The organism is Streptosporangium sp. NPDC001681 (genome assembly GCF_040298085.1).
Taxonomy (GTDB): domain Bacteria; phylum Actinomycetota; class Actinomycetes; order Streptosporangiales; family Streptosporangiaceae; genus Streptosporangium.
The window spans coordinates 13411-31326 of record NZ_JBEOZN010000006.1; the positions used below are offsets into that span (position 1 = coordinate 13411).

Sequence of the window (17916 nt, forward strand, 5' to 3'; positions counted from 1 at the left end):
TCCAGCGGGGCCGGCCTCCGGACGACCTCCGGCAGGGCCGGCCTTTCGCGTCTCCGCGGCCAGGTCCGGCTCCTGCGGTCCCGGACGTCCACCGGTACTCACCCCTCCGCTCCCGCCAACACTGCCCAAGGATCGGCCGTAGCTTCGGCAGGGTCCGCCGATTTGCGGATTCGCCGGGACTGGGTAGACACGGGGGCATGCGCAGCGTCCGTATCGGGGTCGACACCGGGGGCACGTTCACAGACGTGGTCGCGGTGGACGAGCAGACCGGTGAGATCACCACGACCAAGACTCCCTCCACCCCCGCCAACCCGGCCGACGGGTTCATGGAGGGGGTATGGAAGGTCCTCAGAAAGGCGGCCGGGGCCGAGGAGGTGACCCTGGAAGCCGTGTCGGCGGTGGTGCACGGCACCACGGTCGCCACCAACCAACTCCTTGAGGACCGTATCGCCGACCTGGGCTTCGTCACCACCGAGGGCTTCGAGTTCATCCTGGAGATCGCCCGCCAGAGCGTGCCCGACGGCTACGGCAACTCCTACTTCTGGGTGAAGCCGCCCCGCATCGTCCCGGTGCACCGGGTCAGGACCGTCGGCGGGCGCCTGGACCACACCGGGGCCGAGGTGCGGCCGTTCGACGAGGAGCAGGCCGTCGAGGCGGCCCGGTGGTTCCGTGATCGCGGCATCACCGCGATCGGCGTCTGCTTCCTGCACTCGTACGCCAACCCCGCCCACGAACTGCGCATGCGGGAGGTCCTGGAACGGGAGCACCCGGATGCCGTCGTCTCGATCTCGTGCGACGTGCTGCGCGAGTACCGCGAGTACGAGCGCTCGGTCACCACGCTGGTCGACGCCGCGGTCAAACCGACGATGCGCCGCTATATCGCCAACCTGGCCGAACGTCTGGAGGCGGACGGCCAGGAGGGCGAGACGGGGGCCGCGCGTGCGGGCGAGCGCCTGCCGTTCTCCGTCATGAAGAGCAACGGCGGTGTGCTCTCCGCAGCCGAGGTGGTGCACCAGCCGATCACCACGGTGCTCTCCGGACCGGCCGCGGGCGCGCTCGGCGCCGCGCTGATCGCCGCCACCGCCGGGCACCCCTCGGTGATCACCCTGGACGGCGGCGGCACCTCCACCGACGTCGCGGTGGTCGTCGACGGGGAGCCGTCGCTGACCACCGAGGGCAGCATCGGCCGCTACCCCTGCAAGATCCCGATGATCGACATCGTGACCGTCGGCGCGGGCGGCGGCTCCATCGCGTGGATCTCCCCGGAGGGCACGCTGAAGGTCGGGCCCAAGTCCGCGGGGGCCGACCCGGGGCCACTCTGCTACGGCCGGGGCGGCACCGAGGTCACCGTCACCGACGCGCACGTCTTCCTCGGCCGGGTTCCGGCGCACCTGCTCGGCGGGGAGATCCCGCTCGACGCCGACGCCGCCCGGCAGGGGATCGAGGCGCTCGCGGGCAAGATCGGACTGACTCCCGAACGGACCGCGGCGGGCATCCTGGAGATCAGCGCGTTCAACCAGTCGAACGCCATCCGCCAGATCACCGTCAAGCGCGGCCTGGACGTGCGCGACTTCCCCATGGTCGCCTTCGGCGGCTCGGGACCGCTGCTGGTCTGCAGGCTCATCGACATCCTCGGCCTGCCCTCGGTGATCGTCCCGCCCGACCCCGGCAACGTCTCGGCGTTCGGGCTGCTCACCGTGGACGTCAAGAACGACTACGTGCGCACCTTCGTCACCCGCGACCTCTCGCTCGCGGCCGCCGCGGAGATCTTCGGTGAGCTGGAGGGACAGGCGGCCTCGGCCCTGGACCGCGAGGGCTTCGCCGGAGAGGCGCACGTCTACGCGCGAAGCGCCGACCTGCGCTACTACGGCCAGGCCTACGAGGTCAGGGTGATGGCCCCGGCCGGACCGCTGGACGAGGCGTGGCGGGCCGAGGTGCTGGACCGCTTCCACACCGAGCACCACAAGCTCTACGGGTACGGCTACCGTGACGACCCCCGGCACGGCGTCGAGTGGGTCAACCTCCGGGTCTCCGGTATCGGCCCGATCACCCGCCCCGCCATCGGACGCCGGCCGCACGGTACGAGCCGGCCCGAGCCGGTCGCCTTCCGCGAGGTCTGTTACGACGAGTGGGGCAGCACCCCGATCCACCGCCGCGCCGACCTGGCGGCCGGAGCGGAGATCAGCGGTCCCGCGGTCATCGAGGAGTACGGCTCCACCCTGCCGGTTCACCCCGGCTTCACCGCGACCATGGACGAGTTCGGAAACCTGGAGGTGCGCCGTGCAGCGAACGACAACGGCTGAATCGACGAGCGCGGCCGACCCGGTGCTGGTGGAGATCGTCGAGGGAACGCTCGCGTCCGTGGAGATGGAGGTCGAGACGGCCATCGCCCGTACCGCCCGCTCGCCCATGATCCGCGACGCGCACGACTTCCGCGCGGGCATCCACGACGTACGGCTGCGCAAGCTGACCGGCAGGTCCTACTCGGCGCTGGTCCAGCCGATCGTCAGGGACTTCCCGACCGCCGAGATGAAGCCCGGCGACGTGTTCTTCCACAACGACGTCTACCTGTCCGAGGGGGGCATCGGGCACCTGCCCGACCTGTGCGTGACGGTCCCGGTCTTCCACGGCGGGGAGGTCGTCGCCTTCGTGCAGGCGTTCGGCCACCACGACGACATCGGCGGAGGCGTGCCCGGCTCCATGCCGAGCAACGCGCGCAGCGTGTTCGAGGAGGGGCTGATGGTCCCGCCGATCAAGCTGTGGGACGAGGGCGTGCCCAACCGGGCGGCGCTCACCATCATGACCCGGAACTCGCGGATGCCCGACTCACTGGCCGGAGACCTGGACGCCGAGTGCTCGGCCTGCCTGATGGGCGCGCGGCGGCTGGGCGAGCTGTTCGACCGGTACGGGCGCGAGGCGGTCGAGGCGTGCTTCGACGCGATCATCTCCAACACCACCGAGACGTTCCGCAGGGAACTGCTGGCCAAGATCCCCGAGGGCACCCACGTGTGGGAGGACTACGCCGAGCACGACGGCGTGGACTCCCCCCGCCTGCACACCCAGCGGATGACCCTCACCGTCGACCATTCGGCCCAGGTGCCGCTGGTCATGGACTTCACCGGCACCTCGCCGCAGGCCAAGGGGCCGATCAACCACGCGGGCGACTACGCCGACGGGGTGTTCCTGAAGAAGTGGCTGGCGCCGATCCTGCGCAACCTGGCCGACACCCCCGAGCGGATGGCCGAGCTGGACGTCAACGAGGGCGTCGTGCCCCTCATCGAGATGCGGTTCCCGGAGAAGGGCACCCTGCTCACCCCGATCTTCCCGGCCCCCACCAACGCCCGTACCTTCGTGATCCTGCGCCTGCTGGGCGTGCTGGCCGGGGTGCTGGCCAAGGCGACCGGCGGCCGGATGCCCGCCGACCAGGAGACCATCCGCTACACCGGCGTCTACGGCGACGGCCTCGATGGCACCCCGTACCTGATGCGCGAGGTCCTCGGCGGCGGTTCGGGCGGCCGGTGGTACGCGGACGGGGAGGACACCATCCACGTGGTGCCCGACTCGCGCAACATCCCGGTCGAGTTCGCCGAGTCCCGCTGGCCCTTCCGGGTCGAGCGGCTCGGCCTGGCCCGCGACTCCGGCGGTCCCGGCCTCTACCGGGGCGGTCTCGGCTACGACAAGCACCTGCGGATGCTCCGCGACGCCTCGTTCATGTCCATCGCCGACCGCTCGATCCTGTCCTGCTGGGGGGTGAACGGCGGCCGGGCCGGAAAACCCTTCGTCGTGGAGATCGACGGGACGGAGATGGAGGGCCTGGTGGACGACTCGCCGGTCCGCGCGGGTGAGATCATCCGGGTCCGCACCACCGGCGGTGGCGGCTGGGGTTCTCCGCTGGACCGCGACCCCGCCCTGGTGGCCGCCGACGTCCGCGACGGCAAGGTCTCGGCCGACGGCGCCCGCGACGACTACGGGGTCATCCTGTCCGGCTCGCAGGACGATCCCCAGGTGGACGCCGAGGCGACCGAGATCCGCCGCGCGGAACTCCGCGCCCTGGTCACCGACGACGCGCCCTTCTTCGATCGGGGCCCTGGCTTCCCCTCCCTGTCGGGCGGCCTGCCGCACGCGGAGGTGGACTTCAGGTAGTCGAGCGGGTGTCCTCCTCGGGTACCGCCCGCATCGGCGTTCCGCGCCGAGAGCCCCGGCGGAGGTCACCCCCGGCCTCGCCTCACGGTCCGTATCAGGTCGCTCGGGAGATGAGAGACACCCCGCCACGACGGCCGTGAGGACCACGGCTGGCCCGTCCTGGCGATCGGCTTTCCCCTCCCCCGGCAGCACGCCGGAGGAGGGGCCCGACGAGTTCGTGTGCCGGGTCGTGGTGGTGCTAAACTGTGGGTAGTTGCGGTTGTGGTACCCATGAAACTCTGTGTGCACCTGAAGGTCATCCGTCAGGTGCATTTTTGTTTTCCCGGTCATCTCCGGATGGGCTCATCGCGGCGACGCGGGATCCGCGCGGTGCGGATTCCGGCTCTGCCCCCTATCGAAGGAGAAGGTTATGGCTACGGGAACCGTGAAGTGGTTCAACTCGGAAAAGGGCTTCGGCTTCATCGAGCAGGACGGCGGCGGCGCCGACGTCTTCGCTCACTACTCCAACATCGCCGCCCAGGGCTACCGTGAGCTGCAGGAGGGCCAGAAGGTCTCCTTCGACGTCACGCAGGGCCAGAAGGGCCCGCAGGCCGAGAACATCGTTCCGGTCTGACGTAGCACCAGCACGGCAAGGGCCGGGGCCCGCATCCTTCGAAGGGTGCGGGCCCCGGCTCGTTTCGTGCCCGGCGCTCCTTGCCCGCTGAGCGAGAAGGCGTTTTCATGAGGGAATGCCGCTGACGATCACTGTGGTACGACATGGTCAGAGCGAGTCCAACGTGGCCTTCGAGGAGGCCTTCCGCGCGGGCCGGGCGGTCGTCCTGGAGCGCCCCGACTCCGAGGCCGAGCTGACTCCGCTCGGCAGGGAGCAGGCCACCGAGCTGGGGCGGCACCTGGCGGCAGGGGATCCGCCGGAACTCGTGCTGTGCTCGCCGTACCGCAGGACCGTGCAGACCTGGGAGCTGGTCGCCGCCGAGCTGGGTGCGGACCCCGAGATCCGGCTGGAGCCGAGGCTCAGGGACCATGACATGGGACGTTGGTCGGGGATGAACCTGCTCGCGCTCAGGGAGAGGTTTCCCGGTGAGTCGGAGAACCTGGTGGCACGCCTGTACGGCGGCTTCCGGCCCCCGGAGGGGGAGAGTTTCCCCGATGTCGCCGGTCGGATACGCGAGGTGATCGAGGAACTGCGTGCCGGGCACGCCGGGCGCCGGGTTCTCGTCGTCGCGCACGACTCGGTCGTGCTGATGTTCAAGCACGTGATCGAGGATGTCCCGATCGACTCCGTCGAGGCGTTCGGCCCGGTCGGCAACGCCTCGGTCTCGGTGTGGCGCGGAACCAGGCCCGAGGTCTTCAACGAGGTGGGCCACCTGCTGGGGACACGGCCGCGGTAATGCTCCGCTCCGGCCCGGACCTCACGGCCCCACCCCGCCAGGTACCGGTATGAGGGATCATGGGATTCCCTCATCCGGGTATCGTGCCAGTCTCGTGACTCCTCCGCGCCCCGAGGGGAGCGGCTTCTCGCTTCCCTCGGCCGAGGTAGGCGACGGCCAAGCCCTGACCGTTTCAAACACCGGAACCATAACAGGGAGGCGATTCACCTGCCGGGTAAACCCGGCAGCCCCCTCACTAAACATGATGGGGGATCATGGCAAGTGGGCCGGGAACAGAGGAAGCGTTTCTCCGGCCGCCACGTATCGGAGGTTGATCTTGCAGGGAGCACTCGGCGACATCGTCGTTCTCGATCTCTCTCGTGCGCTCGCGGGTCCGCACGCCACGCAGATGCTCGGCGATCTGGGTGCTCGGGTGATCAAGGTGGAACATCCCGGGGGAGGTGACGAGTCCCGGGGCTGGGGCCCACCGTTCGTAGGCCCTGATAGTGATATTTCTACTTATTTCCTGGCGGCCAACCGGAACAAACAGTCGATCACCCTCGACCTCAAGTCCGCCGAGGGCAAGGCGCTGATCGAGCGCCTGGTGCGGCAGAGCGATGTGCTGGTGGAGAACTTCCGCACCGGCGTCCTGGACCGGCTGGGCTTCCCCGTCGAGCGGCTGCACGAGCTCAACCCCCGCCTGGTCATCCTGTCGATCACCGGCTTCGGCCATGACGGCCCGGAGGGCGGCAGGCCGGGGTACGACCAGATCGCGCAGGGCGAGGCCGGGCTGATGAGCCTGACCGGCCCGTCTGCCGACGAGCCGTACCGGGTGGGCGCCTCGATCGCGGACCTGCTCGGCGGCATCCACGGCGCCTACGGCGTGCTGGCCGCGCTGTACGAGCGGGAGCGGACCGGGCGGGGCAAGGTCGTGCGGACCTCACTGCTGGCCGCGGTGACCGGGGTGCACTCCTACCACGGCACGGCCTGGACCGTCGGCGGCCAGGTGCCCGTCGCCAACGGTAACCACCACGCCTCCATCGCCCCGTACGGGGCCTTCCACTGCGCCGACGGCATGATCCAGATCGCGGTGGCGAACGACGTGCAGTGGCGCAAGGTCGCCACCCTGCTGGAGATAGATCCAGATATCGCGAAATATGCCACGAACAGGGAAAGGTTTGCGCATCGGGACGAGCTGATCGCGGACATGGAGCGGAGGCTCACGAAGCACGACAGGGCGCACTGGCTGGCCGCGCTCGGCGAGGCCGGGGTGCCCGCCGGGGCGATCAGGTCCATCGACGAGGTCTACGCCTGGGAGCAGACCCGTTCCCAGGGGCTGGTCGTCGAGGTCGACCACCCCGTGCTCGGCACCATCGAGCTGCCGGGACCGCCACTCCGCTTCGACGGCGACCTTCCCATGCGCCATACCGCCCCGCCCGCCCTCGGCGAGCACAACGACGAGGTCCTCGCCTGGCTGAGGGAGCGTGAGCGTTGACAGGCAGGCGGACCTCTCCGCACACCCAGCCGCCACCCCGCGGGGCGCGGATATGACTCCGGCGCGACCCGACGCGCGGACCCTGATCGACACCTTCCTGGACCCCGGGACCTGGATCTCGTGGGACGAGCCGCCCGCCGACCCCTCCCAGCCCGGCTCGGGGTACGCCGAGGAGCTGGCCGCGATCCGGGCCAGGACGGGATACGACGAGGCGGTGGTCTCCGGGGAGGGCCTGCTCGACGGGCGCCGGGTGGCGATCGTCGCGTGCGAGTTCTCCTTCCTGGCCGGCTCGATCGGGGTGGCCGCCGCCGAGCGGCTCACCGCCGCGATCGAGCGGGCCACCGCCGAGCGGCTCCCGCTGCTGGCGGCCCCCGCCTCGGGCGGCACCCGGATGCAGGAGGGCGCGATGGCCTTCGTCCAGATGGTGAAGGTCACCGCCGCCGTGGCCGCGCACCGCGCCGCGGGCCTGCCGTATGTCGTCTACCTGCGCCATCCCACCACCGGTGGCGTCTTCGCCTCCTGGGGCTCGCTGGGGCACGTCACCGCGGCCGAGCCGGGCGCGCTGATCGGGTTCCTGGGGCCGAGGGTGTTCGAGGCGCTGCACGGCTACCCGTTTCCCGAGGGTGTTCAGGTCGCCGAGAACCTCTTCGCCCACGGCCTGGTCGACGCCGTGGTGTCGGCCGAGGACGCCCGGCGGGTCGCCATCCGGGTGCTCGCCGTGCTGTGCGCCCCCCGTGAGGGGCTGGATCCGGGTCCCGAGCCGGACGAGTGGATCCCGGTGGTCCAGGCGTGGGACGCGATCAGCCGCTCCCGCCGCGACGACCGCCCCGGCGTGCGGGCACTGCTCAAGCTCGGAGCCTCCGAGGCCACCCCGCTCAACGGCACCGGTGTGGGCGAGCACGATCCCGGGCTGATCCTCGCCCTGGCCAGGTTCGGCGAGGTCCCCGCGGTCGTGCTCGGCCAGGACCGGCGGCACCAGCGGATCGACGCCCCGCTCGGTCCGGCCGGGCTCCGGGTCGCCAGGAGGGGGATGCGCCTGGCCTCCGAGCTGGGGTTGCCACTGGTCACCGTGATCGACACCGCCGGGGCCGCGCTCTCCAGGGCGGCGGAGGAGGGCGGCCTGGCCGCCGAGATCGCCCGCTCCGTGGCCGACCTGGTGATGCTCGACGCCCCGACCGTCTGCCTGCTGCTGGGGGAGGGCGCGGGCGGCGCCGCCCTCGCGCTGCTCCCCGCCGACCGGGTGCTCTGTGCCCAGCACGGCTGGCTGTCTCCGCTCTCCCCGGAGGGAGCGTCGGCGCTGCTGTACCGGAGTGTCGACTTCGCCCCGGAGATCGCCGAGGCCCAGGGGGTGAGATCCACGGACCTGCGCCGGGACGGCCTCGTCGACCGGATCATCCCGGAGTTCCCCGACGCCGCCTACGAGCCGGAGGCGTTCTGCCGCCGGGTCTCGCGGGCACTGGAGTACGAGATCGCGACCCTGCTGGGGCAGCCCCCCGCGGACCGCCTCGCCGCCAGGCTCTCCCGCTACCGCCGGCTCGGCGTGGGCTGAGCGGGCGGCGGCGACGGGACGACGGCGGGTCTCCACCCCGGCCGCGCGTCGTGACAGGTCACCTGGGAGCCCTCAGGTGGGATGTCAGGCGCGAGGGGGGTCACGGCTCCGAGAGCACCGGGGTGAGCGGGACCGGCAGGCGCTCGATCCGCACGGAGAAGACCTCGTCGCGGGGGACGACCACCTCGTACGCCCCGTGGTCGACCATCCAGTAGCCCAGGGCCTCGGCCTTCACCCCGCTGTGCCCGGTGTAGGCGATGTGCAGGCTCTCCTCACCGTTCTCCTCGGAGACGTCAAGGACCAGGCAGGGCTCACCGCCGAACGCGCCGACGGTGCGGACCAGCACCAGCCAGTCGAGGTCCTCGCGCGCGACGACCAGCCGCCAGTAGCCGGAGGCCGCCTCGAAGCCCGGCCGGGCCTCCTCGTTGAACAGCACCACCTCGGTGGTACCCGGGCCGAGGGCGGCGGCGTACGTCCGGCCGGAGTAGCGGGCGGCGAACCCCGAGGCCACCGGCTCGATCTCGGCGCTCATGAGGCGGGCCGCCAGCTCAGGCCGTCGTAGCAGCCGAAGAGGCGCTCCTCGCCGTCGGTCACGTGGATGATCTCGGCCCCGGCGGGGATCGGCATGGGCGTGGTGTGGAACTGCGGCACGACGTGATCCCGCGAGGTGGTGAAGCCGTTCCCGGCGAAGGGCGGTGAATCGTTCCAGTCACCGCCCATGTGCGGGCCGTACGGCACGACGTAGGCGTCCATGTCGCGGGCGTACCAGCGCATCAGATAGATCTCCGGGACGGTGGCGGTCAGCTCCGAGCCGTCGAACCCCAGGTCGAGACCGGCGAAGAGCTGAGCGGGGGTGGTCAGCCGCGCGCAGTCCTGAACCCGGTACACGTATCCGGAGATCACGGTGCGTCTGCCGGCCAGATAGGGCACGAGCAGCCGAGGAGGTATGACCTTCTGCATCTGCGTTCTACGCCCAGGTGGATCACTCACGGTCGGCATTTTACGATCCACCGGCCCGGAGTCGCCGGTGTTCCAGGCACGGCAGGGCATTCCGGGTGGCAATCGTGATCTGGGAGTCGAATTCGCATATCTGTACGCCGGGTCCGGGGCCCATATCGGTGCGTACCACCCCCATCGGGTCGACCAGCATGCTCCGTCCGATCCCGAAGTTGTCGCGGGCCTCCGGATTCGGCGCCTGGCCCACGGCCGCGACCCAGGTGGTGTTCTCGATCGCCCGGGCCCTGACGAGGGTGGTCCAGTGCTCCTCCTTCATCGGCCCGGAACCCCACGCGGCGATCACCGCGAACAACTCGGCCCCGGCGTCCACCAGGGCTCTGGTCAGCTCGGGGAAGCGGATGTCATAGCAGGTGACCAGGCCCACCCGGAGCCCGGCCAGCTCCACCACGACCGGCGTGTCGCCCGGCGCGACCAGCTCGGATTCGCGGGCGCCGAAGGAGTCGAACAGGTGGATCTTCCGGTAGGCCGCCTCGATCGAGCCGGTGGGGCCGATGGCGACCGCGGTGTTGTGGACCCGGTGATCACCGGGCTCGAACACCCCCGCGATCACCGAAAGGCCGTGCTCCCGTGCGGCTTCGGCCAGCCCGGTGACGAACGGTCCGTCCAGCGGCTGGGCGAGGTCGGTGATTCTCCTGCCGTACCGGGTGAGCGTGGCCTCCGGGAAGATCGCCAGCTCGGCGCCGCCCGCGGCGGCCTCGCCGAGGGCCGTGCGGGCACGATCGAGGTTGGCGGCGGGGTCTTCCGAGACCGGGATCTGGCAGAGGGCGATGCGCGTCACGGGTGTGACCCTATCCGTCGGTTCGGCACTCGTTCCATCCACGTGAGGCTCCGCCACGCCCATTCCAGCGGTCCGTACCTGAATCTGGCCAGCCACGCCCGGCTGAACAGCACCTGAAACACCAGGACGGCGACCGAGAGCGCCACACCGGCCAGCCGGGTCGCATCCGAGGTGAGCAGTGGCAGGAAGAGCAGGATGATCGGTGTGCTCATCAGGTAGTTGGTCAGCGCCATCCGGCCGAGCGGCGCCAGAGCCGCCAGCAGCGGGTCACGCAGCCGGGTCCGCAGCAGAAGCAGCAACCCGGTGCAGTAGGCCGTGGCGGCGGCGAGCCCGGCGGCCGGGTAGACGGCCCGGTTGAAGAGGACGGGGTCGCCCGCGATGCGTACCCAGAGCCAGGTGAGCGCCACGCCCAGCACCACGCTCGCCGCGAACGCGAACGGCAGCAGCCACTCGGGCGGCGGCCGCTGCATCATGGCCATGCCCAGCACGAACAGCCCGGGGACGAGGATCACCCCGCCGCCCTGGTGTACCGCCCAGGCGGTGAGGGCGACGCCCAGCAGCACCACCGCGGGCTGCGGGAAGAACGAGGCGGGCAGCAGGATCAGCGCCCCGAAGATCGCGTACGGCAGGAGCACCTCGCCGGGGTTGACGATCTGGTGGAGCGCGCCCAGCGCCGCGAGCACCGCCAGCCTGCGCAGCAGCACGGCCCGGGGGCTCTCGGTCCGCTCGGCCGCCGACTGGAGGAAGAGGACGAAGCTCAGCCCGAACAGGAACGAGAAGATCGGATAGAACCTGCTCTGCAGCAGGTTGTCGATCACCCAGTCGACCGCGTTCTGGCCTGGGTTCCTCAGCTGGTCGCGGGTGTGCTGCCAGGTGTTGACCAGCATGATCCCGCACACCGCGAAGCCGCGGAGCGCGTCGAGCTCGTGGAATCGTCGGGTCACAGGAAATAGACGTATCACCCCATAATCAACTATGCATAGATGATCTCCCCCGTAAGCCCTCTCGGAGGTGTGGCGATCGCCGCCCGCGCGAACCCGCGAGCGGGACATCACCCCGGTACCGCGACACCATCGCGGGGTTCTCGGCCGGTTCGGCTCTCCCCGGGTGACCCTGGTCAGGCGGTGATCCCGGCCCGCTGACCGGCTGGACCGGGGATGTGAAGTCCTTGCCGGATGTCGTCCGGTAAAACGAGTCGCCACTCTGGGTAACGACTTATATCCTCTCGGTTGTGGTATCGCTGTGATACCGGATTCGCCGTACGGTGGGAGGCATGGCTATGACATTGCGGCTCTCCGACGAGCAGACCGAAGCCCTCCGGCGACGCGCGGAGCGAGAGGGGCGGAGCATGCAGCAGGTGGTGCTGGCGGCCGTGGAGGAATACCTGGTGCGCCATTCCGATGACGAGGAGGTTCATCGGCTCGGCGTGGAAGCGGTGCGCCGATGGAAACCCGTTCTTGATCGGCTCGCCGAATGACCCGTTGTCTCACGGTGGAGCAGGTTCTCGATCTCGCGGAGTTGGCCTTCGGGGCTACGCCGGAACTACGCGACCTGGGTCTGCTCGATTCCGCCGTGCACAGGCCCCAGGCGTCCATGTTCGGGCAGGAGGCATATCCGGACCTGTTCGCCAAAGCCGCGGCCCTGCTTCATTCACTGGCCGCCAATCATCCGTTCGTGGATGGAAACAAGCGGGTGGCGTGGGTGGCGACGGTCGTCTTCCTGGCATGGAACGGGAGGGCGATCGACACCGGCGATGACGAGGCTTATGACCTCGTCATCGCCGTCGCCTCGGGCAAGCTCACCGAGGTCGATGAGATCGCCGATGTGCTCCGGAGCTTCGCCGTGACCGTTTGAGGCGGGCCCACCCCGCCGCCGGCCGGTGGCGCCCCGTTGGGCGGGGAGGGGCCGGGCGCGCCCAACCGCCGTCCCCGCCTCGGGAGGTTGCTACCTCTTGACGCGCACCTGGTCGGCCTGGAAGGGCGTCCAGGTGCCGATGCCCCTGGCGGAGGGAGTCGCCGGGCCGCACAGGGCCTGGAGCAGGTGGCCGCCCATCGCGTAGTCGATCGGATGCGGCACGACCCGGCCCCCGTCGATCTCGTTGTACTTCGTCAGGTTGACGCCGATGGAGAGCCGGCGGCCACCGTCCTCGCGGGCCAGGGCGTAGGTGACCATCCCGAACACGCCGCCGCTGTGTCCCCAGACCCGCCCGCAGGGCGTGTCCTCGTTGTAGACGCCGAGGCCGTAGTTCATCACGACGTTGCCCAGCCCGTCGGTGACCGGGACCGTGGTCTTCATCTGGGCGAGCTCGGCGGGCCGCAGGATCTTCCCGTCCAGCAGCAGGCGGTAGAACCGGTTGAGGTCGTCCATGGTCGACACCAGCGCCCCGGCCATGCCGAACCAGGACGGGTTGTAGACGCTGTAGTCACGCGGCGGATCGATCAGCCCGTAGAAGGACTCGTACGCCTTGGAATGTGGACCGAGGATGAACGGGGTGCGCGGGAAGTACGTCCCGCGGAGCCCGGCCTTGCGGATCACGTGGTCGGTGACGTACCGCTCGGGATCGGTGCGGGTGACCTTCCGCAGCAGCAGTCCGGCGATCACGTAGTTGGTGTTGGAGTAGGCCCAGGACCGCCCCGGCTCGTTCGTGGGCGGGGACTCCAGGCCGATCCTCGCCAGTTCTTCCGGCTGGGCCGTGCGGAGCCGGTTGTCGTCCACGCTCTGCGTCGATCCCACGAGCAGCGAGGGGAAGGCCCCGGCAATGTAGTCGGCGATGCCGCTGGTGTGGTTCAGCAGCATCCGTACGGTGACCTGCCTGCCCCGTTCGCCAGGGATGAGGTCGGGGAGATAACGTGCGATCGGCGCGTCCAGTTCGATCCGGCCCTTCTCGACCTGCTGGAGAATCGCCACGGCGGTGAACGTCTTGGTGATGCTCCCGACCCGGTGCGGCATCTCCGGCCTGACCGGACGTCCGGTGTCCACGTCGGCCACTCCGGCGGCGCCGCTCCACCGCGCGGGCCCGTTGCGGACGTCGGAGTAGACGCCGTACATCCCCGCGTCCCTGATCGCGTCGAGGCTCTGCCGGAGGGCCCGATGGTCAAGACCCGCCTCGGTCGCGGCAGGCGAGGGGTCTGCCGTTGCGGCGACGGCGGGTGCGGGGAGCACGGTGACGCACGCCAGGAGTAGCCCGAGCCCGGAGATCGCCTGCCGTCGAAGGGAGCTTCCTGCGCGTGTTCTCATCAACAACCACCGCTTTCAGGACGGGATCACGATAAAATGATCTTTGCAATCATTTCGTGATGTGCCAATTCCCTCACAGGTAAGGCGCCGGCCGCCTGCCGGAGGGAAGGGGGTGTGCGCGAAGAGGCGGGGACGCGGCAGGCGGTGTCATCGGCCGTGGCCGAACGCCTGGAAGGTCCTCCAGGTGACAACGAGGAGGCTCGTCGGCTCGCCGAATGATCGGCGCCGGGTCAGGTGCCGTCGGTGAAGGCTCGGTAGGCGGGGCGGAGGAGGTCCAGGATGGGGATGTGCCGGGCCTTGATCTGTGGCGGGTCGAGGGTGCGCAGTAGCAGGTCGGGTGGGGGGACGGGGAGGCCGGTACGGTCGCGGAGCCGGGCCGGGGAGACACTCGGCTCGTAGAAGGCGGTCAGCCGGTCGGTGAACGGTACGTCGTCCACGTCGAACAGTCCGGGTCTGTTCTCGCCGGAGCCGGAGCCGGGCGCGGTGGTGCCGCCCGCCTCGCGGAGGGCGTCGAGCAGGGCGTCCCTGGCGATGCCCCGCCAGGCCAGCACCAGGAACGGGTCGTCGTCGAACCTCTCGGCCAGCACGTACAGCACGGCGGACAGGTGTTTGCAGGGGAAGCCCCAGTCGGGACACGAGCAGGTCATGTCCAGGTCGCCGGTGTCGGGGAAGAGCGGCAGGCGGCAGGCGCGGAAGGCGTCCTCGATCTCCGGCGGCATCTCGCCGGCGAGCAGCTTGGCCCGGTAGAGGGCCTGGGCGGCCAGCGCGTCGGTGAGCTTACGCCACTGGTCCGCCCGGTAGGGGGTGATCTGGATCTCGACCCGGTACGGGGTGCGCCGAGACCCCTGGACCCGTGCCGTGACCAGCCCCGGCCCGAGCTCTGTGTCGAGGACCTGGCCGGAGCGGGCGTACGAGCGGCCCCGGCCGAGCCTGCCCGGGTCGCAGACGTCTTCGAGGATGTCGATGAACCGGCGCGACCACCACCGCTCACCGATCGAGCCCCGCTTGCTGCGGACCCGGATGCCGCCCTCGACCCGGATCGGCACGGACGGCTCGAACCAGCCGCTCCTGCTCATGACGCCTCCTCGCGGACCCGTACCGGAAACGCGCCGCGCCCGCTCATCAGACGGCCTCCGGTCCGAGACGGAACAGCTCGTGTAGCCGGTCGGTGGACAGGCCGGTGATCCAGTCCTCGCCGGTGCCGACGACGCTCTCGGCGAGCGCCTGCTTGCGCTCGATCATCTCGTCGATTCTCTCCTCCAGGGTGCCGACGCAGATGAACTTCCTGACCTGCACGTTCCTGGTCTGGCCGATCCGGAACGCCCGGTCGGTCGCCTGGTTCTCCACGGCGGGATTCCACCACCGGTCCACGTGGATGACGTGGTTGGCCGCGGTCAGGTTGAGCCCGGTGCCCGCCGCCTTGAGCGAGAGCAGGAAGAGCATCGGTTCGTCGTCGTCCTGGAACCGCTCCACCAGCGCGTCCCGCTGTCTCTTCGGCAGCCCGCCGTGCAGCCAGAGCACCGGGCGGTCCAGGTGCGCCGAGAGGTACGGCTGGAGCAGCGTGCCGAACTCGGCGTACTGGGTGAAGACCAGAGCCTTGTCGCCCTCGCCGACGATCTCCTCCGCCAACTCCTCCAGCCGGGCCAGCTTCCCCGACCGGCCGGACAGCCGCGAGTTGTCCTTGAGCAGGTGCGCCGGATGGTTGCAGACCTGCTTGAGCTTCAGCATGGTCGCGAGCACGTTGCCGCGCCGCTCGATGCCCTCGCTGCCGGCGATCCTGTCCATCATGTCGGTGACCACCGCCTGGTAGAGGGTGGCCTGTTCGGAGGTGAGGGTGCACCAGACCTTCATCTCCATCTTGTCCGGCAGGTCGGAGATGATGGTCTTGTCGGTCTTGAGGCGCCGGAGCACGAACGGCCCGGTGGCGCGCCGGAGCGCGGTGGTCGCGGTGGCGTCGCCGTCCCGCTCGATCGGCTCCTGGTAGCGCTCCCGGAACGCCCTGGCCGAACCGAGCAGGCCGGGGTTGCAGAACTCCATCAGGGACCAGAGTTCGGCCAGGTGGTTCTCGACCGGCGTGCCGGTCAGCGCGAACCTGCTCCTGGCCGGCAGCGCCCGTACGGCCTGTGCCTGCCTGGCGGCGCTGTTCTTGATGGCCTGCGCCTCGTCGCAGACGACCCTGGCCCAGGAGAGGCCGGCCAGCGTCTCACGGTCCCGCAGGGCGGTGCCGTACGTGGTGAGGACCAGGTCCGCCCGCTCCACCCGCCGGGCGAGTTCCGTCCCGCGCAGCCTGGTGGTGCCGTGGTGCAGGTAGACCTCCAGCGAGGGGGCGAACCTGGCGGCCTCCTTCTGCCAGTTGCTGAGCAGCGACATCGGGCAGACCAGCAGGGTCGGCCCCGGCCGCACGCCCGTCGCACGCTCGTTGAGCAGCAGGGAGAGGGTCTGCGCGGTCTTTCCCAGGCCCATGTCGTCGGCGAGGATGCCGCCGAGCCCGATCTCGGACATGAAGCTGAGCCAGGACAGCCCGCGCTCCTGGTACGGCCTGAGCACGCCGTGGAAGTCGGCCGGAGTCGTGATCGGCACGAGGCGGCGGTCGGCCTCGCCGGACAGCAGGTCGCCGAGGAGACCGTCGGCGTCCACCCCGACGACCGGCAGTTCCTCGTCACCGCCGTGGATGACCTCCTGGATCACCTCGCCGACGGTCATCTCACCCGATCGGCGCCGCTCGACGGCTCTGAGCGCGGCGGTGAGCTGCCGGTCGTCCAGCTCGACCCAGCGGCCCCGCACCCGGACCAGCGGCACCTTGAGCCTGGCCAGCTCGGCCAGCTCCTCCTCGCTGATCGTCTCGTCGCCGATCGCCAGGTCCATCCGGAAGTCCACCAGCTGGTGCAGCCCGAAACCCTGGTCGGCCGCCGCGCCAGGACCGGTCGGCTGCGAGCGGGCGGTGAGCTTGAGGCCGAGCCTCGTGGTGCCGGCCCAGGCGGGCAGTTGCACGCCGAACCCGGCGGCCTGCAGGAGCGGGGCGGCCTGACGGAGAAACGCGAACGCGCCGGCCGTGTCGAGGACCAGCTCGGAAGGACGGCGATCGCGCAGCGCCTCTCCCACCCTGGGGTAAAGGCGTGCCGCCCGGCCGAGCCCGGCGAGCAGCGCCTCGTCGGGACGCCCCGGCAGGCCGGGGACGGTCTCACCGGCCCAGATGAGCGGCGCGGGAAGGTAGAGGCTCAGGTCGTCCGAGGACTGGAGGGCGAACTCCAACCGCCAGCGGGAGCCGTCGGGTGGCGGTGCCGGACGGCCGCCGTACTCCGCGACGAGGTCGCGGGCGGGCTCGGGCTCCGGGCCGCTCTCGGGCTCGGTCAGCCGGAAGCACACCCTGACCGGGCCGTCGAGCCGGTGCGCGGAGTCGAACCACTCGCGGAGCGGCCCGGCCAGCTTCTCCGCCGAGGTCCGGGTCAGCCCGGGAAGCGCGGCGTCCGCACCGGTGAGGGCGACCATCCAGCGGTCCGGGAGGGGAGCGCGCGGTCCCGGCCGGTGCCCGCCGAGCAGGCGGTCGGGGAGCGCCCGCCGTACCGCGGCGTCGGTGAGGCAGGCCACGGCCTCGATCAGCACGTGGGCCGAGGGCCGCTCCTCGACGACGGCCCGGCAGACGGGCGGCATCGCGGCGGCCAGTTCACGGAAGCGGACCGCGTGGGGACCGGTCAGTACGGGACGCCACCGGGCCGCGTAGCCCGCGTCCTCGGCGACGAGCTGTGGCAGCACCCGGCCCCGGCGGATCAGATCACGGGCGTACGCCGCGACGACGGCGAGATAGCGCAGGGAGGCGCCGGGGACCGGCGCCCGGTCCTCTCCGTCGGGGAACTCGTCGGGCTCGTACCTCTCCGCCGGCAGACGGGTCATCTCGTCCACGGCGTCGAGCAGGCTCAGTGCCGCGCCGGGCTCGATCAGCAGGGCGGGCACCCGCCAGCGGCCGATCTTCGGCTGCCGCGCGCCGATCTCGATCCCGGACTCGGCGGAGGGCAGCGGGCTCCGCGCGGAGCCGGGCAGCAGCAGGACGAGCTCTTCGGGGACGGCCTTGCCCACGGCCGCCGCCGCGATCTCTCCCCAGAGTGGCACCCCGCCCGCCAGGCCCGTCGCCGGGGCCGCGAACGGATGCGGCCGGACCTTCGCCCGAGAGGCGCTCCCGGCGGAACCGCCCGGATCCTCACCCCACAGCGCCAGCCTGTCACCGACCCAGGCCCCATGGACGACCAGCACCGCCAAGCCCCCTCCTCGCGCCACGAAAGACCGTAACAGCTGTGGCGCGGCGGGTGGCCCTCGTCCGCGGAGCGCCAGGTGG

At 70.7% G+C, this 17916-nt stretch carries 15 protein-coding genes; 8 read left to right on the forward strand and 7 right to left on the reverse strand.

Annotation, left to right across the window (positions count from 1 at the left end; translation table 11 throughout):
* Positions 1 to 197 precede the first annotated feature (197 nt).
* The 6 genes from ABT130_RS04015 to ABT130_RS04040 all read left to right on the forward strand — a co-directional run bounded on the left by ABT130_RS04015 (position 198) and on the right by ABT130_RS04040 (position 8554).
* Positions 198 to 2303 (forward strand): hydantoinase/oxoprolinase family protein, encoded by a 2106-nt coding sequence (locus ABT130_RS04015; RefSeq protein ID WP_350952648.1) that lies wholly within the window; start codon positions 198 to 200, stop codon positions 2301 to 2303.
* Positions 2281 to 4143, forward strand: a complete 1863-nt coding sequence (locus ABT130_RS04020) for a hydantoinase B/oxoprolinase family protein (protein ID WP_350929491.1) — start codon at positions 2281 to 2283, stop codon at positions 4141 to 4143. Before ABT130_RS04015 ends, ABT130_RS04020 begins: the two co-directional genes overlap by 23 nt.
* Before the next feature lie 409 nt (positions 4144 to 4552).
* Positions 4553 to 4756, forward strand: a complete 204-nt coding sequence (locus tag ABT130_RS04025; RefSeq protein WP_350929493.1) for a cold-shock protein — start codon at positions 4553 to 4555, stop codon at positions 4754 to 4756.
* Between the two features lie 115 nt (positions 4757 to 4871).
* A complete protein-coding gene (locus ABT130_RS04030; RefSeq protein ID WP_350952650.1) occupies positions 4872 to 5531 on the forward strand; it encodes a histidine phosphatase family protein in 660 nt (219 codons plus the stop codon).
* 316 nt (positions 5532 to 5847) lie between these two features.
* On the forward strand, positions 5848 to 7005 hold the full coding sequence (locus tag ABT130_RS04035; RefSeq protein ID WP_350952652.1) for a CaiB/BaiF CoA transferase family protein: 1158 nt from the start codon (positions 5848 to 5850) through the stop codon (positions 7003 to 7005).
* A 52-nt stretch (positions 7006 to 7057) separates the two neighbouring features.
* On the forward strand, positions 7058 to 8554 hold the full coding sequence (locus tag ABT130_RS04040; protein ID WP_350952654.1) for a carboxyl transferase domain-containing protein: 1497 nt from the start codon (positions 7058 to 7060) through the stop codon (positions 8552 to 8554).
* A gap of 100 nt (positions 8555 to 8654) precedes the next feature.
* On the opposite strand, the gene ABT130_RS04045 is transcribed toward ABT130_RS04040, so the two are convergent.
* Genes ABT130_RS04045 through ABT130_RS04060 form a run of 4 tightly spaced genes read right to left on the reverse strand, consistent with a single transcriptional unit; the run spans position 8655 to position 11293 of the window.
* Positions 8655 to 9086 carry a hypothetical protein gene (locus ABT130_RS04045; protein WP_350952656.1) on the reverse strand — a complete coding sequence of 144 codons (432 nt, stop codon included), beginning with the start codon at positions 9084 to 9086 and terminating at the stop codon, positions 8655 to 8657.
* Complete coding sequence (locus ABT130_RS04050; RefSeq protein WP_350952658.1) at positions 9083 to 9544, reverse strand: hypothetical protein; 462 nt, start codon at positions 9542 to 9544, stop codon at positions 9083 to 9085. The genes ABT130_RS04045 and ABT130_RS04050 overlap by 4 nt, the downstream gene beginning before the upstream one ends.
* 10 nt (positions 9545 to 9554) lie before the next feature.
* Positions 9555 to 10349 carry a carbon-nitrogen hydrolase family protein gene (locus ABT130_RS04055; protein WP_350952660.1) on the reverse strand — a complete coding sequence of 265 codons (795 nt, stop codon included), beginning with the start codon at positions 10347 to 10349 and terminating at the stop codon, positions 9555 to 9557.
* Positions 10346 to 11293: a DUF418 domain-containing protein gene (locus ABT130_RS04060; RefSeq protein ID WP_350952662.1), complete on the reverse strand. Its 948-nt coding sequence runs from the start codon at positions 11291 to 11293 to the stop codon at positions 10346 to 10348. The genes ABT130_RS04055 and ABT130_RS04060 overlap by 4 nt, the downstream gene beginning before the upstream one ends.
* Positions 11294 to 11628: 335 nt before the next feature.
* Between ABT130_RS04060 and ABT130_RS04065 the strand changes: the two genes are divergently transcribed.
* Both ABT130_RS04065 and ABT130_RS04070 read left to right on the forward strand, forming a co-directional pair.
* Complete coding sequence (locus ABT130_RS04065; protein ID WP_350952663.1) at positions 11629 to 11826, forward strand: FitA-like ribbon-helix-helix domain-containing protein; 198 nt, start codon at positions 11629 to 11631, stop codon at positions 11824 to 11826.
* Complete coding sequence (locus ABT130_RS04070; protein ID WP_350952665.1) at positions 11823 to 12203, forward strand: type II toxin-antitoxin system death-on-curing family toxin; 381 nt, start codon at positions 11823 to 11825, stop codon at positions 12201 to 12203. The genes ABT130_RS04065 and ABT130_RS04070 overlap by 4 nt, the downstream gene beginning before the upstream one ends.
* A 90-nt stretch (positions 12204 to 12293) precedes the next feature.
* Here the strand turns inward: ABT130_RS04070 and ABT130_RS04075 are convergent, their stop codons facing one another.
* The 3 genes from ABT130_RS04075 to ABT130_RS04085 all read right to left on the reverse strand — a co-directional run bounded on the left by ABT130_RS04075 (position 12294) and on the right by ABT130_RS04085 (position 17834).
* On the reverse strand, positions 12294 to 13586 hold the full coding sequence (locus ABT130_RS04075) for a serine hydrolase domain-containing protein (protein WP_350952667.1): 1293 nt from the start codon (positions 13584 to 13586) through the stop codon (positions 12294 to 12296).
* Between the two features lie 230 nt (positions 13587 to 13816).
* Positions 13817 to 14662, reverse strand: a complete 846-nt coding sequence (locus tag ABT130_RS04080; RefSeq protein WP_350952669.1) for an SWIM zinc finger family protein — start codon at positions 14660 to 14662, stop codon at positions 13817 to 13819.
* 46 nt (positions 14663 to 14708) lie between these two features.
* Positions 14709 to 17834 carry a DEAD/DEAH box helicase gene (locus ABT130_RS04085; RefSeq protein WP_350952814.1) on the reverse strand — a complete coding sequence of 1042 codons (3126 nt, stop codon included), beginning with the start codon at positions 17832 to 17834 and terminating at the stop codon, positions 14709 to 14711.
* Positions 17835 to 17916 lie beyond the last annotated feature (82 nt).

What these genes read in the sequence shown, in the direction of transcription:
- ABT130_RS04015 (WP_350952648.1), top strand. Translation starts at nt 198, where the DNA reads ATGCGCAGCGTCCGTATCGGGGTCGACACCGGGGGCACGTTCACAGAC.
- ABT130_RS04025 (WP_350929493.1), top strand. Translation starts at nt 4,553, where the DNA reads ATGGCTACGGGAACCGTGAAGTGGTTCAACTCGGAAAAGGGCTTCGGC.
- ABT130_RS04030 (WP_350952650.1), top strand. Translation starts at nt 4,872, where the DNA reads ATGCCGCTGACGATCACTGTGGTACGACATGGTCAGAGCGAGTCCAAC.
- ABT130_RS04040 (WP_350952654.1), top strand. Translation starts at nt 7,058, where the DNA reads ATGACTCCGGCGCGACCCGACGCGCGGACCCTGATCGACACCTTCCTG.
- ABT130_RS04045 (WP_350952656.1), bottom strand. Translation starts at nt 9,086, where the DNA reads ATGAGCGCCGAGATCGAGCCGGTGGCCTCGGGGTTCGCCGCCCGCTAC.
- ABT130_RS04065 (WP_350952663.1), top strand. Translation starts at nt 11,629, where the DNA reads ATGACATTGCGGCTCTCCGACGAGCAGACCGAAGCCCTCCGGCGACGC.
- ABT130_RS04070 (WP_350952665.1), top strand. Translation starts at nt 11,823, where the DNA reads ATGACCCGTTGTCTCACGGTGGAGCAGGTTCTCGATCTCGCGGAGTTG.
- ABT130_RS04075 (WP_350952667.1), bottom strand. Translation starts at nt 13,586, where the DNA reads ATGAGAACACGCGCAGGAAGCTCCCTTCGACGGCAGGCGATCTCCGGG.
- ABT130_RS04080 (WP_350952669.1), bottom strand. Translation starts at nt 14,662, where the DNA reads ATGAGCAGGAGCGGCTGGTTCGAGCCGTCCGTGCCGATCCGGGTCGAG.